Below are 16,517 nucleotides of genomic sequence, written 5' to 3' on the forward strand. Positions count from 1 at the left end.
CGCAAGGAATTTTCCTAATTCGGAAGTTCAAAACGGATTTGGAAATTGGCTCCTTGATTTTTGGAGCTAGAAAAATCCAATTTTCCTTTTAATTGTTTAGTAAGAACCTGGACCAAAGTTAAACCGAAAGAATGAGTTGCGATCGGATCCAACTCATTTGGCAAACCGATCCCATTGTCCGAAACTTCTAAAAGAACGATCTTTTCTATTTTTTGGAGTTTAACTTGTATCTTAGGTCTTCCGTCGGAAGGAGAATAATTTTGGGGAAATGCATACTTGAAAGAATTCGTGAGAAGTTCGTTCAATGCAAGCCCTAGCGGAATTGCGATACTAATTTCCAAATGAATGGGACTGGATATCACATCCACTCTTGTTTCCGCTCCGATCTTATACGCAGTCCTGATCTTTTCCACTAGCCTTCTGGAATATCCGGAAAATTCCACATTGCCTAGATCGTTGGACTGGTACAATTCGTCATGGATGAGCGCCATGGTTTGGATCCTATTTTGGCTTTCCGCAAATGCCTCGTGGATTTTTGGATCGTTTTCGTATTCGGACTGAAGACTAAATAAACTGGAAATCACCTGTAGATTGTTTTTTACTCTATGATGAATTTCTTTCAGCATCACTTCCTTTTCTTTTAAGGAGGATTTTAATTGTCTCTCGGCTTGTTTTTTGTCCGTGATCTCGGCGACTGTAACGATAGTAGAGGAAAATGTTTCCTCGAATTCCGGAGCCAAGGACCAACGTATGGATGCTTCGAATTGTTTTCCACTACAGGTGGATAACGTAACTTCCGTATGAAGTACTCTTGCTCCAAAATGGATCCGGGTAAGAAGTTTTTTAAAATAATGATCGTTTCCCTTTCTAAAAAAGTTTCTGGCAAGGAATAGGACTTCTTCCTTCGAGCTTGATTCGAATAGTCTAACTGATTCTTTGTTAGCATCCACGACACTTACCGTTTCATAACATTCGGATACGAATTTAGGATTTGTTTTTAGGAATTTAGTGAATTCCTTTTTAGACATCCTGGGTAATTCGCCGAGCATTCTTCGTACTTTGGAGTAATCACATTCTAAAATTGCGATCGGAACATTCTCGAATAATCCTTTATAGATCGCTTCACTTGCTCCTAAAAACCGATATGAACGATCCAGTTCTTGGGTCCTTTCAGCGACCAACTTTTCCAATTTTTGATGAGAGAGGAAAAGTTCCTCTTCAGTATCCATTCTCTCCTTCACAACTGCGAGTGCCAAAAGAGAAGCGATCGAGATCGCAGAAAGGAAACTTTGCAAAAGTAGAAGTGAAACTTCTTTGGACGCAGGGAAATTATAGGAATGCCCTTGTGCAGTCCCTATTATCGCAACGAAAGAAACGATTATCAGTACGAGAGAAGATTCCCTTCCTCCAAACCTGAGAGAAACAAGCGAAATGACAGCGATCAGAAGATAGGAAAGCGGAAAATAGGCAGGTACTTTATTGATGGTAAAGAAGTAAAAGATCCCGGCCCCTAACAAAATTAAGAAGGAAACGAGTCCTACGCTCTCTTTCCAAGAATGTACACGGAATCTTGCTACTCCCGGCCCTAGCCAACTTAAGAAAAACGGAAAGTAAACGAATACTCCTAAAGAATCCCCCATCCACCAAATGATCCAGGTAGGAAAAAGAGAATTTAAATCGATGATCCCTAAAAGTAGAAGCCCTGAACATGCGATTGTTGCAGCGATAATACAAACGAACGTTTCTATCCAAAGAAATTTAAGAACGAAGGATGGGTTCTTTGTAAGGTCCAATTGTGGGATAAATTTTTTATATAAATAGGTTCCCGTAAAAGATTGAAGAGTACTACCGCAGGCGATCAAAATCGCCGCCCAAAAGTATACGTTTAGTTCCTGTCCCGGAAAATTTTCGTGTCGGATCTGGCAGTTGTATAGAAAGGAACCTGTGAATATCCCGAAAAAGGAAACTTTTCCGAATAATAAAGGTGTGACCAGTCCCCAACCGGATGCGGGCCATATAGGAGAGGCGTAATCCGAAAAATTCCCAAAGGATTCTCCGAATTTTCCCAAAAGAAAATAAACGGAAGCCACTAGAAAAACTATGGCAGTTGATTGGACGTATTTTAGGGATCGAGATAACATTAATCTTAGAATCTTCTTCATTTCGCTTTTAGGATTCGGAAGCGGCTGAGAATAAGGTTTTAAGACCTTTTCCGATGATTTCCTATCTATTTCAAAACTCCAAGAAACCCTTTATTTATTTAGGAGAAGGTTTCTCTGAAGAGGGATGTCTAGTTCTAACAGAGCCGAATGAGATTCTTACTACTAATCGACGAAGTGAAGCAAGGAAATTCCTCTTAGAAATTCAAAACAAGATCTCCCAAGGGTATCATGCCGCGGGTTGGATTTCCTACGAAGCAGGAGAATTATTTTTAAACCCTGGTAATATGGAAGAAGTTTCCGAAAATCCTCTTTTTTGGTTCGGGATTTTTTCCGAACCAAAAGTTTTAGACCTTGGGGAAATTTCCGAGTGGGAATCTAAATATAAAGACAAAGGTTATTCCGCAAAAATCGGATCCGGAATGGATCAAAAAGAATACGAAAAGATCCTTCGGAAAATCAGGAATTTTCTCTATGAAGGTGATATTTATCAGGTCAATTTCACCTTTCCCTTGGAAATAGAATTAGAAGGTTCTCTCGGAAGATTGTTTTTCGAGCTAAGAAAAAAGCAACCTGTTCCGTATGAGGCTTGGATCCATACAGGAGATTCTATTCCGACACAAAGAGATATTCTTTCATTCTCACCCGAACTGTTTTGGGAAAAAAAATCCAATCAGATCAGGACTGTTCCGATGAAAGGGACCAGACCCAGAGGAAAAAATTCCGAGGAAGATCAAAAATTAAAACTGGAACTTTTCCGATCGGAAAAGGACAGAGCGGAAAATTTAATGATCACCGACCTTCTTCGCAACGATTTGGGACGGATTTCTTTACCCGGTTCCGTGGAAGTTTCTAAACTATTTTCCATCGAGGAATACCCTACCGTTTTTCAGATGACTAGTGAAATACGTTCCAAACTTTCATCGGATATAAAATGGACAGATATTCTGGAGGCATTATTTCCGGGAGGTTCCATCACCGGAGCTCCGAAAAAAAGGTCTTCGGAGATCATTCAAAGTTTGGAAAAAAAGAGAGGAGTTTATACGGGGGGAATATTCTATCTGTCTCCTCAAAAAGAAATTTCTTCCATTGCGATCCGCACGCTCGAATTTTTACAAGATTCTTCCGGACAAAAAAGAGGAAGAATGGGAGTGGGTTCCGGAATTACGATCAATTCCGATCCGAACGAAGAATGGGAAGAATGTTGGTCCAAGGCTAAATTTTTGAACGATACAAAGGAAAATTTTTACCTTTTCACCACTACAATCTGCAAAAGAAGAAAGATCTATTTTTTGAACGATCATAAAGAAAGAATGAGAACATCCGCGAAAGAATTCGGTTTTAGTTGGAAAGAAGAAGGGTGGGAATCCGCCGTTGGTGAAGCGACAGGCAAGATTAATTCCGATAATAATTATAAAGTGAAAATTATTCTTTTATCCAGTGGAGAGTTTAAATCCGAAGTTTCCGAATTTGATTCGGGCCCCAAAGAGGGGAAGGTTTTATTTAGCGGAACTTCTACAGATAAAAAAAATCGGTTCTTTTACCATAAGACGAATATTCGGGAAATTTTTTCGGAAGGATATGAGTCTGCAACTTCTAAAGGTTATATTGATAGGATCTATACAAATAGGGAAGGTCATTTGACAGAGGGCGCTATTCATTCTATCTTTCTTTTTCTAAATAGGGAATGGATCACACCTTCCTTGGAGGAAGGAATTCTTCCCGGGGTGGCTCGTAAACGATGGATCAAAAAACTGAAAGCAAAGGAGAGAAGAATCTCGAAAGAGGACCTAATCCTCGCATCCAAGATCATTTTGGTGAATTCTCTTAGGGGGGTTAGAAGAGTTACCGGGGTAGATTTCGAATGAGAAGTTTTTTAGGACTTACTCTTCCCGATCCTATAAAATCGGATCTGGAAAAGATCTGTTTCGGTTTGGAAGAGATCCGCTGGGTTTCTCCGGAAAATTTTCATACTACCTTAGTGTTTTTGGGCGAATTAAAATCCGAAGAAATTGAAAAGGTTTCCGAGATCTGCAACCAAATCTCCGAAAAAAGTTTTTCTTTAGAGATCAAAGGTGTAGGTTTTTTTGGGAATAAATTTCCCGAAATTTTATACGTGGGTGTGACACTTTCAGAGGAATTGAAAAAACTACAAAAAGTTTTGGAATCCACTCTCAGAAGGGAAGGTTTTTCGATCGATAAAAGGGATTATAAACCCCATATTACTATCGGCAGATTCAAAAGGACCCCTGAAAAACGTTTGGATCTTTATTTAAACGAATTCTCCGGATTCCAAACCGACATAGTTCCTGTGTCGGAATTCCATCTATTTTCTAGTCGCAGTGGAGCGAACGGTCAGGTATACTCGGTCGAAGAATCGTACCCTCTGCTTTCGGAATAAATGGAAAACCCCAGACAAAATCAGTATTCTCCTATCCGGGACTTTTCCGATTTTTTTGCGGACCCTAGACATTCTGTGGAAGAGGTGGTCGGTATCGGTGGAGATCTAAAGCCGGATCGTCTTTTATATGCATATACTCGAGGCATTTTTCCTTGGGCAGACAAACCTTTGCTTTGGTTCTCTTTGGATCCGAGAGCTATCTTTGACCTAAATGTTCTTCATATTAGTTCCAGGGTCCATCGAAGGATCCGACAAAAAAAGTTCACAGTCACTTTCAATCGGGCGTTTGAACAAGTTATGCGTTGCTGCGCATTTAGAACGGAAGAACAAACATGGATAACGGAAAACTTTTTACAAGGTTTTACCAACTTTCATAAGGAAGGTTATGCTCATAGCGTAGAGGTTTGGGATGAGAACGGACGGTTAGGCGGGGGAGTATATGGGGTGGCTATCGGTAAATTTTTTGCCGGAGAGTCCATGTTCTCCTTTTTGCCTGACTTTGGGAAGATCGGACTCTATTTTCTGTTTGAAGCATTGAAGAAGGACCATTTTACATTATTCGATACCCAACAAATGAATCCGGTTACTTTGAACCTGGGGGCTTATGAGATCCCGAAGGATAAATTTTTGGACCGTCTGTCACTCGCTGTAGCCGTCCCGAACAAATGGGTCCCTCCTATGGATGAAATCTGATTTTTATGTAAAATGGATTTGATTTGCCTCGCATAATAATAAAATTACGACACAAACCAAAGTTTCTATAGGAAGATCATAATGAACCTATCCAAAAAAATTCTTGTTACCCTTCTTGTCTCTGCAATTGCTCTTTTCGGTTTCACCGGAGTGAGCGCACAAGAGACTACCGGCGATGCTCCTGCGAAGACTGAAGATGCCGGCGCTTCTAAAGCTGAGAAAAAAGAAAAAAAAGCTAAGAAGAAAAAAGGTAAGAAAAAACACCATAAGAAGCATAAGAAAGATTCCAAAAAAGGAAAAGAAGAAGGAACCAAGTCTGACGCTACCCCTGCTCCTGCAGAAGAAGGCGCTGGCGAAGAACAACAGTAATATTTTTCCTTTCTCACTCCGTTCGAGGTTTTCTCGAACGGAGTTTTCTCTTTTTACTCATCCTTTCTTCGATTTTGCACTGCACCTACACTTTGAGTAATTCTAAAATTTAGTTGACGGGTCGCCTTCTTACATTAACCTAAACGCGCTTTATGCCATAAGCGTAATATATCCCTTCTTCAAAGGAACAACTCCAATGTACAAAAATTTAGCAGACATGTACCTCAAGGCCGCCGAGTCTTTTGGGGACAGACCGGCGTTTTGGTCGAAGGACGAAAAGAAAGAATATCAGCCGACCACCTTTAAACAATTAGTAGATTTTGGCCTCTCTTTGTCCGAGGCGTTAATCGATTTAGGCGTAAAAGCCCGCGAACATATCGGAGTATTAGCGGATAACCGTTTGGAATGGATCATCGTGGATGCGGGGGTTCTTTTCTCCGGTTGTGCAAACGTTCCTCGAGGAACCGATGTAACCGATTCCGAGATGGAATACATCTTAACTCATTCCGAAGCTTCCGTAGTATTCTTAGAGAACGATAAGATGTATGAGAAGTTCGTTAAGAACAAATCCAAACTGAAAGGTGTGGAAACCGTCATCATTATGGACAAGGATAGCAAAACTAAGGCCAAAGGAGTTTTGCATCTTTATGATCTGATCGAAACGGGAAAACAGTTAAGAGCAAAAGGCGGACACAAGACGGAAAAAAGAATCGAAGGTATCAAACCTGATGATTTATTCACTCTGATCTATACTTCCGGAACGACAGGAATGCCTAAGGGTGTAATGCTTATGCATTCTAACATGGTCCACCAGATGGAATATGTCGTACCTTTAATCCTGAAAAAGTCATTACTGCGTGAAGATGACAGTATGTTATCTATTCTGCCTGTATGGCATATTTTCGAAAGAGTAGTAGAATACTCTGCGATCTCTCTCGGGATCTCCACATTCTACACCAAGGTTGCCGACCTCAGAAACGACTTGGCAAAAGCCAGACCATCTTTTATGGCCTCCGCTCCAAGGGTTTGGGAGAGTATCTATACTGGGATCTATAATAAGATCAATGATCCTAAGCAGACTCCTCCGGTCCGTAAATTCCTCTTTAATACTGCTTATTTGTTCTCTAAGAACTTTAACGCAGGAGTTCGATTCCTAACCGGAAAAGAAGTGGATTACGAAAACCGAAGTATCTTCAAATCGCTGGCTCTTGGGATCAAAGCTCTCGGTCAGGTAATACTATTTGGACCGTTCACGGTTTCTTTGATCAGTGCGGTGGGATATTCTTATATCAAGATGTACAAGCCTGAGTTGGCGTTCTTAGCTCCAGTTCTGCTTACAATCGCGATTTTAGGATTGATCTTTAACTTTAAGACTTTGGATGCAGTTGTTCTCTCTAAGATCCGCCAAGCAACGGGTGGACGTCTGAGAGGGACCTTATCCGGAGGTGGGGCTTTACAACGTCACGTGGATAATTTCTTTAACGATATCGGGCTTCTGGTATTGGAAGGTTATGGAATGACGGAAAGTGCCCCTGTGATCTCGGTGCGTCATTACGATCATCCGATCATTGGTTCCGTAGGGTATGTCGTTCCTAAAACTGAACTTCAGCTAAGAGACGATCATGGAAACGTCCTGACTCATATTAACGATCAAAGACAACTTCTTGCCGGTAAGTTAGGAGTAAAAGGCATCGTTCATATCAAAGGGCCTCAAGTGATGAAGGGGTATTATAAAAATCCTGAAACCACTAAGAAAACGATTGTGGACGGATGGTTGAACACCGGAGATATCGGGTTCATCAACTACAAACATACTTTGACCCTTACAGGAAGAGCTAAGGAAACCGTTGTATTATTAGGTGGGGAAAACGTTGAGCCGGTTCCAATTGAGAACCGTATGGACGAATCTCCTTATATCAAACAATCCATGGTTTTCGGTCAGGACCAAAAAGTATTAGGAGCAATTATTGTTCCGGATCTGGAAGTTCTGGGTCCGTGGTTGGCTCAAAATGGTATCCAAGCTAAGGACATCAAGGATTTGATCGACAACCCTAAGGTAATCGAGTTCTACAAAAAAGAAATCAGAGAGTACAATAGTACTAAACACGGATTCAAGTCTTTCGAATTGATCCAGCATGTAGTAATCGCTCAAAAACCTTTTGAGATAGGCGACGAATTGACTAACCTACTCAAAATGAAAAGACACGTGATTACCGAAAAATACCAAAAGAGAATCGATAAAGTTTATAAATAAAATCTTCGATCCTGATCTATGTAATAAAAATCCCTTGGAGTTGAACCCGGGGGATTTTTTTTAATCTAATTTATAAATTCTCGGAAGAACTTCTTCTCCTAAAGATAAAACAGCTGGATCATGCATGGTCAAAATTTTTGTTCCGCTCGAAGATAGGACGGAAACATAATCTAAAAATTCTTTATTATTGGAAAGAGAAAAGGTTCCTTCCGAAGAAAGACTGTGGCCCTGTTTGCAAAATTCTACCCAATAACATTCGTCTCCGGTGATCAGGAATTTTTTACCCGGAGATCGTAGCCATTCTATCGCAATAGAGCCTTGCGTATGTCCTTTCGTTAATAGAATGCGAAAATTCGAAAAAACTTCGAAACTCGATTTTACAAATTGTACCTTTCCTGATCTTTCTTTTGCGAAAAGTTTGGAGCCTAATGTTCTATTTTTTTTAAGGGAATACCAGTCTTCCGGTGTAACATAAATTTTTGCATTTGGAAAAAGGTTTATTCCGCCTGAATGATCCGAATGAAAATGAGTGAGAATGATCTCTCCGATCATTCCCGGTTTTATGCCCGCAGATCCTAAAATTTGATCGGAAGAGATCCAATTTTGGACCGCAATCTTTGAAGTCGATATGGAAGAAGTCCCGGTATCGATCAAAATGTAACGTTTATCTAATTTTATTAGATAAAACAAGAATACGATCTCGGACTCACCTTCCTCTATTTCGGAATTCGCAAGACGATTCGGATAAAATGATTTTCCAACCAGGATTGCGTAGAATCCATCCTGTAATTCAGGAGGAGACATGGAGCCCGAAATTTCTGAAATTGGCTTTTTTACTTCTAGGGAAGAAGTCCCGCAATAGAATAATAAGGTCGTGACCAGCAGGATGAAAATTTTCAAAATTGAAGCACCAATCGATCTACTTTTTCTTGATTTCCTGACTAGCTCAACCGATTTTAAGTCTAATCATTAAATCTACGGGGACGAATTAGGTTTCGACTGTTGTAGTTAAGATGTGGTGGCATGTAGGGGTGAGGGGCCTCTTAAAAACCTTCAAAACAATAAACGCTAACAACGAATTAGCACTAGCAGCTTAATAGCTACTACGGAAGATAGGCTTACTCTCCCGGTGGTCTTTCTTCTGCCTTAAACGGGAGACTTTTTAGATCGGTTTTCGGTTCACGATTTAGAGAGTATTTGGACCGGATAGGAAGGACACGCCTGCTTATGGGCTAAGGCCTTTCGAGATTTAAAACATAAGACAAACATGTAGAGGCCCCATTAAGGCGCAATAGGACCCGGGTTCGAACCCCGGCGTCTCCATTGTAATCATTCAAATAAAATAAAATCTGATCGCTTGTCGACCAGATCCCAAGGCTCATAAATATCTGGACCAACAGAAGAATGGTCAATAAGGACCATAATAAGATACGTTTCGTAAAACCTCGTTTGCTATCCTTATATCAAACAAGGTTCTGGAAATCGGACAGCCTGGGAAAATTATTACTTCGGAAAAATCTTTTTGCCGAGTTCAATACCTAAACGAACATTTTCCCTCAGTAGGTTTGTGTTTGTGGTCATTCTTCCTGCAGGCAAAGTTTTTTCCGGAGCTATAATTTCAAAATGGATCCCTTTCGGCGGATCGTTCAGTATTTCCATAGCTCGATTATAACGACGATACCTTTGTTCTATAAATGCCTTTCCCATTTCCGGAAATTTAGGAAACGCTAAACTTCCGAGCAAAGGACTTGTCGGAGTTAATCTAAAATCCATTGGTTTTGTAAGAATAACGGTAATATCCTTATAACCTGCAGATAGCACAGCTTCGACAGGAATAGGATCTAATACTCCTCCATCGGTGTACTTTGAATTTTCCAAAAGTCCATATCCTTTGGTTGCGATCGGCAAAGAAGTGGCGGCTCTCAGTAGTGAAAAAAGATTTTGTGAGGTAGCCTTTATATATTCAGGTTGGAGCGTTTTAAAATTAGCGACTACGATATAGAATGGTACCGTCTTCCTTTGTTTCAGGATTTCCGCCTTAATCGGTACCTTCTCTTGGAAAATATGATCAATTAAATAATCTTGATCTAATATTCTTTTTCCTCGAAACAAATTCCAAAAAGAGATAAGATGATTTCCCGATAATTCTTTTCTCCAAATATCCAACGCTCTTTCGATATCTTCCGAAGATGGATTGGGTTCCGTAACATAATACGCAGAAGAACAGGAGCCCGAAGAGACTGCAACGATCAGGTCGAATTTGTTAGGTGGATAAGTAGGAGCCATGGAGGAAAGTACTCCTCCTGCAAAGGAGCCTCTCATTCCCCCGCCTTCTATGATCAGGGCTTTGCCTTTTTTCTTTTTGGTAAATTTTGGTAAGGATGACATGACTATGGATTATTTGGAATGATTCGGACGCTTTCTATACCAAAGCCAAACGATGACAATAAGACTGATCAATGCCCCTAAAAATTCTCTTCCGAGCTCTATGTAAGGTTTTTCGTCGGTCATTTTTGCGGTAATTAGGTTTTCATTTCCCATTCTCAACCAATCAAAGAACCCATCGATCGTTGCTGCGATCTCGATCCCCGCCATACCTATGATCGTATATAGTAAGGGAAGTTTATCCTTCTCTAATGCTGCAAGTACACATGCGAACGAAGAAGTGAAATACAGAAGCATCCAATGAATTGGATCGGGATCATTATATTGAACTGCACCTGCAAAAATGAAATAAGCGGCTAAAAGAAGAGAGACTATTTTAAAGAACATTATTTTGCCTTATGGTTCGGGTATTATCCGGTTTCTTTCACGTTCTTGCAAACCGGTTTTTTTATTATGTTTCTTCCGTAGACGGTAAACCGCTAAATACCAATTTATAAGCCTGGGTCTCTTCATCGATCCAGCTTTGGTGGAATTTCACTCTTTTTACTTTCCAACCTTTTTCCGTCATCATTTGGCGGAGTTGTTTATCCCGGAATACAGTCTCGGAGAACACAATTTCTCCTCCGTCCGCAATCGCTTGTAATTTTGCCGCAAAGTTTACTGTGTTCCCGAAATAATCTATATTGCTGTTCAGGTTCACTGCCAAACAAGGTCCGGTATGTAAACTGATCCGTATTCGAATTGGAGTCTCAGTATTTTCTTCCGAGAAAAATTCCTGGAGTCTTACGGAAGCTTCTACCGCTGCACTAGGAGAAGGGAAGGCGGCCATCACTGCGTCTCCGATCGTTTTGACCACTGCACCTTGGAATTCTCTCACTACTTTATAAACTTCTACGAAATGATACCTGACTTCGGAGAAAGCACCGGAGTCTCCTTTGTTATAATAGAATTTTGTAGAACCTACGATATCAGTGAACAGAATAGTCTGCATTCCTATATCTAATTGCAGATCTGTGGAAAGAGCTTCTTGGGAGAATAGATCTCGGAAGTCCTGGAAATTGAATAGATCCGTCGGTCTAAGACAATCCTGATCTTCTTTTCTTTCTTCGATTACAAAACCTTTTCGGGATGAAGAATGATTTTCCAAGACCAACTTAGGATGGTCTGCGATCTCTATCTGTTCCGGGATCTCATCGGTATTCCAAACTAGAGTTTCATTGGGTACTTCTTCTTTGATCTCTAATAGAGAATAATTTTTTTCTCCATTTACTCTCAGTCTATAAACTCCCGGAGAAAGTAGAAGTTTGGAATTGTACGTTTCTCCCGGATCCAAATATTTTTGGAAACGGATATGGCTTTTCGTTGCCGGCTCGGCTGCACAGAACATTCTTTTCTGAACTTCTCGGATTGAAGGATGTACATGGAAAGTGATCTCGATCGAATTTAACTGATTCGCTTCGAATTGTATATCGCAAACGTCGCAGGTATCTCTCGTAGGAAGATCACCTAAATGTTGTGCTTCCGTTCTGACTCCTCTACAATGCGGACATACCACATCCCAACTCATTGTGAATAATCCCAATCTACATCCGTGTAAAAAAACGAGTAAAAGTTCTTTTTCGGGTATTTTCCAAGCTTTGGATAAGGACTTGATCCTGATCCTATAAAGGTCGGCCTCGTCTGCGTCTAAAATATAATTTAAAACTTTATCAACTAGTTCTCTAGATTGTCCTTCTCTGATATAGCCGACTCGGATCTGCTGCATTCTTGCAGGGAAGACCGGATTTTCTCCCGATTTGGATTCTTTAATGATACTTAATGCACTTGGTCCTAACCAACTGTATGATCTCGTTTTTATTACGTCTTCTACTACACCTTTTAATCCTTTTGTATAAGCTTTTTCAAGCTGGATCATACCGATCTTTAAGAGATTTTTTCCAAGCCAACCTTTAGGGATCCAACCGAAATACACGAATAGTCTCGTGGAACTTTCTCCTAAAGGATAAACAAGATATCTAACTCTAACATAGTAAGCGAATCCTTTGGAATAAATGCGTGCATTATTGAGTTGTTTACAGTATTCCCATTCCCAAGGAACTTCTTCCCATTCGGAGGGTATACCCGCGTTTTTAGACTTTCCGAAAAGTCGGCCGTTGATCTCCTGAAATTTCATTTCGGGAATATCTATCCTTTTATTAAATGAAGAAGTATCTATTAACCAAGGCCAGATCTCTTTGGGAGAAACATCCAAGTCGAATTTCCAAAGTTTCTCGATTGGCTCTCCTAAAGAGGTCCATTTTTCCTCCCAAGGATATTTTTCCAAGTAGGTCTGCAGATCCAAGGTGTTCGGATCCAACATATCTGTATCGTCGATGGAATCGATCGTTTGCATCGGTCTCTCCGGAGAGGTTGCTAGAAGAAAAAAATTCCTTCCTCTCTTAGATTATCTTTTCGGCAGTTTTGCCAAAAGAAAAGTGGAATAACCTTATGGACCAAGATTTCCTTTTTTCCAAATTCGGAGCCAAATTCCGTAACCAAACCGGGATCGGGCAATTGATGGAGGACCTGGGTAATCTTTCGCCCGGGGTCTCTATGTTGGGAGGAGGGAGCCCTTCCTTAATTCCGGAAGTGGAAGAAGTTTGGAAAAAGATCCTAAATAAATTCACCGCTACCGGGGCCTGGGATTCTATTCTGGGAAAGTATGAAACTCCCACAGGCAAAGAAGAAACTTTAGAAATCCTTGCTTCCTTATTAAGCTCCGAGACAGGGACCTCGATCTCCAAGGAGCAGATTGCGATCACGAACGGTTCCCAAAATGCGTTTTATCTTTTATTGAATTTTTACTCGGGAAAATTCGAGGACGGCAGTTTCAAAAAAATATTCTTACCGGTTTTACCCGAATATATAGGTTACTTGGACCAACCTTTAAATCCCGATTCATTTACGTATTCATTCGCTAAAGAGATTGTTACAGGGGAGGACGGATTTCGTTATGAGTTGGACTCTTCTTCTTTTGATACGATAAAGGATGATCTTGGATGTGCGGTCCTATCCCGTCCTACAAATCCAACCGGAAGGGTAGCGAAAAAAGAAGAACTGGAACTGATCCTCAAATTTGCGAGAAGTAGGAAGATCCCATTCTTATTGGATAACGCGTACGGGTTTCCTTTCCCTGGGATCGTTTATTCCGATGAGAGACTTTTTCATTCGGAAGGAATGATCCAAAGTTTCAGCTTTTCTAAAATAGGTCTACCTGGAATTAGAACAGGGTTTGTTTTAGGAGACCCGGAAGTAGTAAAAACATTAAATAAAGCGAATGCTGTTCTAAACTTGGCCGGCGGAAATCTGGGTCAATACATAGCCTTAGAATTCGTAAGATCGGGAGAATGGTTCAGACTTTCTCGAGACATAGTAAAACCGTACTATCTCAAAAAAAGGGAAGTTGCAATTTCTTCTATCCGACGAGAATGGAAGGGCAAATTAAAATATAGGATCCATGATAGTGAGGGAGCCTTCTTCCTTTGGGTTCAATTTATCGGACTCCGTAAAAATATTTCCGAACTTTATCCCATATTAAAGGAAAAAGGGGTCATTATCGTGCCGGGGAAATATTTCTATCCGGTTACTAATTCGGGTGTGAGTTACGGCGAGGATTCTATTCGCATTAGTTTTGCCAGAGAAGATTCGGAAATCCAAGAAGGAATTCGAAAAATAGGCGAAATCCTAAGTACTTATTGTCCGTACTAAAACTTCGGCTATCTAATAAGTACCTCAGTTTCCGAGCTAATTTCGGTCGATTTAAAGCGGAATAAAATTGTTTCAATCTCTCTTTCCGTTAGAGATCCTGGTCGGAAGGAAACGATAGAAAATTTCCTAACTCGGATTGTTGTTCCGGTACGGTGCAAAACATGGAAACGTTGGAGCAGGAAATATCCTTCGAGGAGCTAGCTTCCAATCAAAACAAGGCCCCTGATCTGGAGGCCCTGGCGCCGGATTATATCTTCTTAAATGATGGAGCTGTTGGACTTTCTGCCACTGCGCGTTGTATCCTGGACGAACTTCGTGACTGGCATAAAAAGACCGAAAAACACGGCTCTAAAAGTGTTCATCCATCTTACCTTCTCACCCTCGATAAACTAGGGGAACTTCTGAACAAATATAGGAACTTAAGCGAGCAAGCTAAGTCTCCTCCTTCCATCGATATGGCTCTTCGGCAATTAATGGATATCGAAAAGAGGGGAAGGAATAAATCCGCTTTGATCTATCCGTTTTTGGTCCGAAACGGGAACAAGGTTTTAGCTAAGATCGCAGTCGCTTCTCCTCAAAAAGAAGCTAAGACCGATGTTACTCCTTTCCGAAAGGCATGCTTTTCTTTTTCGGAAGAAACCATCGATCTTATTTTAAATAATAGAGCAAAGAAGCCGCGTGTATTGGAAGAGGATCGTCCTGGGGGTATGCTTCTTCATAAAAACAAAAGTGGGCAGATCTGGCTGTACCCTAAACTTGCTTCCTTACAATCGGAGATGGCAAGTCTTCTTAAGCGAGGATTCCTACCGTATAGTTATATACCGATGAATGATTTCCTCGCGGACTTTGCAAACTACGCAAAGAACAAAGGTGCGGTAGTCGAAATTCTTCCGGATTATCATTTGATCTTGGATGATCTACAACTCAATGCGGACGGGACTTACGTGCACCAACCGGAAGTAATCGCACATTATAGGGCTCAAAGCGATGCTCTGGAAGTATTCGCTCTTACTTATTTAAAACAACTTGCAGAGAGAGCAGGTTACAATTTGTTCCGAGCTCGTATCCAAGATTTTGAAACTTTACATGGAAATGCGGAACCCGGTAAAAAACAAAATAGTGAAAAGATAGAAGCGCTCATTCAGCTTGTAGAAGATTTTCCTTTCGATAAAGAAAAAGATGATCTCGGAAAAAGGGTAGCCGAGACTTGCCAACAATCCATTCGGATCATCCGAAAATTGATCCAAGAAAAATCTCTCTTGGGTGAAAGAAAGATAGAAGGCGCTTTCAAAAGTTTGAAGAATCGTCTGAACATTCAAATAAAGGAACATTCTCAAAACAATTTGACCCTTTACAGATTCGTACCTGAAAAACGTTTGGATGCCGTTGGTATCGCCGATCCTGAACTTGTTTCCAAATATACGAATGAGATTGTTGCAGATCTAAAAACCAAATTCGGTCTAAAAGAGGTCAAGAGAGAAGACGGAACTACTGAGGTATATGTAGTTGATCCCGGTTATATGGCTGCCGTTCTTCACAAGTTAACCGCTGATGCTAAAATAAGCCCGGCAGCAGAAAAGGAACTTAATATAGCGAAAGAGATCCATGCCTCGTTGATCAGTTCTAAAAATCCTGCACTCAATTCCATGCTCAAAGCGGATTACGTAGTGAAATTACAGCAAGATGCGGCTCTCATGGAGAGGGAAGTAGAAGATCGCCAAAAAAGCGAAGCACTCGCGAAGAAGATAAATCTTTCTATGGGACTTCTCGGATTTGTGGGGACTATGTTGTTCTTCCTGATCGCGAGTGTCCATTTTAATGCGGCGGGCGTGATCTTAGTTGGACTTCCTGTAGCACTTGTGATCGGTGGTTTACTCGCAGTATTCTTCAGAGATAGAGATAAATCTGATATCGGGCCGGGTGGAGTTCCGAAATCTTCCGGCGGTGGTGGAGGATTCGCTGCGAGTTATTCCGGAATTTCCACAGTAAGCGATTATTATCCGAGTGGTGACGACGATGATGCGGATGAACATTTCGGAAAGGCAGAAAGCCCAAAAGAAAAGAAAGTAAGTTTGATTGCGAAAGGCGCAGAACGTTTTGTATTTCCGAACAGATTCACCAAGATCCAGGATAAGATCCACGATTCCAAATCTCTTCGCAAAAAGATCTGGGACAATATAGATAATATCCGCCAATCAGTGGCTCATCTTAGGACCGAGTCGGATGACGATAAGGTAGCATCCACAGTCGAATATGCTCTTCTGCAAAACTCGGCCACAATTGCGATCCCTGATGAGATCGTCCCGGTCGGAATGCCAAGCACCATCATTTTGAGCCATTCTGATTTAAAAGCGCCTTTGATCCGCGACCAGATTTCCGAGTTTCTAAGAAACGAAGCTCAAAAGAAAAAATACGATAAAAAACTCGTTAAATATTATACTTTCTTAATCAATACGATCGAAGTGGAATATTACAAATATCTTCCTAGCCGCAAAAAGAAATAGGAAAA

The 16,517-nt window shown here is 40.9% G+C and carries 12 protein-coding genes and 1 other RNA gene; 8 read left to right on the forward strand and 5 right to left on the reverse strand.

Annotated elements, in window-relative coordinates; all coding sequences use genetic code 11:
- Positions 1–14: 14 nt before the first annotated feature.
- A complete protein-coding gene (locus tag AB3N61_RS00830) occupies positions 15–2,141 on the reverse strand; it encodes a histidine kinase dimerization/phosphoacceptor domain -containing protein (protein WP_367898248.1) in 2,127 nt (708 codons plus the stop codon).
- Positions 2,142–2,215: 74 nt separating this feature from the next.
- On the opposite strand from AB3N61_RS00830, the gene pabB reads away from it, so the two are divergent.
- From pabB to AB3N61_RS00855, 5 genes are all read left to right on the forward strand, one after another.
- Positions 2,216–4,027, forward strand: a complete 1,812-nt coding sequence (pabB, locus tag AB3N61_RS00835) for an aminodeoxychorismate synthase component I (RefSeq protein ID WP_367898249.1) — start codon at positions 2,216–2,218, stop codon at positions 4,025–4,027.
- A complete protein-coding gene (gene thpR, locus AB3N61_RS00840) occupies positions 4,024–4,560 on the forward strand; it encodes an RNA 2',3'-cyclic phosphodiesterase (protein WP_367898250.1) in 537 nt (178 codons plus the stop codon). Before pabB ends, thpR begins: the two co-directional genes overlap by 4 nt.
- Positions 4,561–4,593: 33 nt before the next feature.
- On the forward strand, positions 4,594–5,253 hold the full coding sequence (gene aat / locus AB3N61_RS00845; RefSeq protein WP_367899120.1) for a leucyl/phenylalanyl-tRNA--protein transferase: 660 nt from the start codon (positions 4,594–4,596) through the stop codon (positions 5,251–5,253).
- A gap of 81 nt (positions 5,254–5,334) precedes the next feature.
- A complete protein-coding gene (locus AB3N61_RS00850; RefSeq protein ID WP_020769682.1) occupies positions 5,335–5,622 on the forward strand; it encodes a hypothetical protein in 288 nt (95 codons plus the stop codon).
- A gap of 196 nt (positions 5,623–5,818) precedes the next feature.
- A complete protein-coding gene (locus tag AB3N61_RS00855; protein ID WP_367898251.1) occupies positions 5,819–7,876 on the forward strand; it encodes an AMP-dependent synthetase/ligase in 2,058 nt (685 codons plus the stop codon).
- A gap of 60 nt (positions 7,877–7,936) precedes the next feature.
- Here the strand turns inward: AB3N61_RS00855 and AB3N61_RS00860 are convergent, their stop codons facing one another.
- Entirely contained in the window at positions 7,937–8,776 is an 840-nt protein-coding gene (locus tag AB3N61_RS00860) for an MBL fold metallo-hydrolase (protein WP_367898252.1), read from the reverse strand.
- A gap of 79 nt (positions 8,777–8,855) precedes the next feature.
- Here AB3N61_RS00860 and ssrA point away from each other — a divergent pair.
- Positions 8,856–9,202: a transfer-messenger RNA gene (gene ssrA, locus AB3N61_RS00865) on the forward strand.
- A 177-nt stretch (positions 9,203–9,379) separates the two neighbouring features.
- Here ssrA and AB3N61_RS00870 read toward each other — a convergent pair.
- The 3 genes from AB3N61_RS00870 to AB3N61_RS00880 form a co-directional block, all read right to left on the reverse strand.
- On the reverse strand, positions 9,380–10,264 hold the full coding sequence (locus AB3N61_RS00870; protein WP_367898253.1) for a patatin family protein: 885 nt from the start codon (positions 10,262–10,264) through the stop codon (positions 9,380–9,382).
- Between the two features lie 9 nt (positions 10,265–10,273).
- Positions 10,274–10,648 (reverse strand): transmembrane 220 family protein, encoded by a 375-nt coding sequence (locus tag AB3N61_RS00875; protein WP_020769694.1) that lies wholly within the window; start codon positions 10,646–10,648, stop codon positions 10,274–10,276.
- Between the two features lie 64 nt (positions 10,649–10,712).
- On the reverse strand, positions 10,713–12,653 hold the full coding sequence (locus tag AB3N61_RS00880; protein WP_412758383.1) for a DUF5939 domain-containing protein: 1,941 nt from the start codon (positions 12,651–12,653) through the stop codon (positions 10,713–10,715).
- Positions 12,654–12,748: 95 nt separating this feature from the next.
- Here AB3N61_RS00880 and AB3N61_RS00885 point away from each other — a divergent pair, with 95 nt between their 5' ends.
- Together AB3N61_RS00885 and AB3N61_RS00890 are read left to right on the forward strand one after the other, a co-directional pair.
- The gene (locus AB3N61_RS00885) at positions 12,749–14,008 is read left to right on the forward strand and encodes a pyridoxal phosphate-dependent aminotransferase (protein WP_367898254.1); all 1,260 of its coding nucleotides are present in this window, start codon (positions 12,749–12,751) and stop codon (positions 14,006–14,008) included.
- A gap of 161 nt (positions 14,009–14,169) precedes the next feature.
- Entirely contained in the window at positions 14,170–16,512 is a 2,343-nt protein-coding gene (locus AB3N61_RS00890) for a hypothetical protein (RefSeq protein WP_367898255.1), read from the forward strand.
- Positions 16,513–16,517 lie beyond the last annotated feature (5 nt).

Source organism: Leptospira sp. WS58.C1 (assembly GCF_040833995.1).
GTDB lineage: Bacteria > Spirochaetota > Leptospiria > Leptospirales > Leptospiraceae > Leptospira_B > Leptospira_B cinconiae.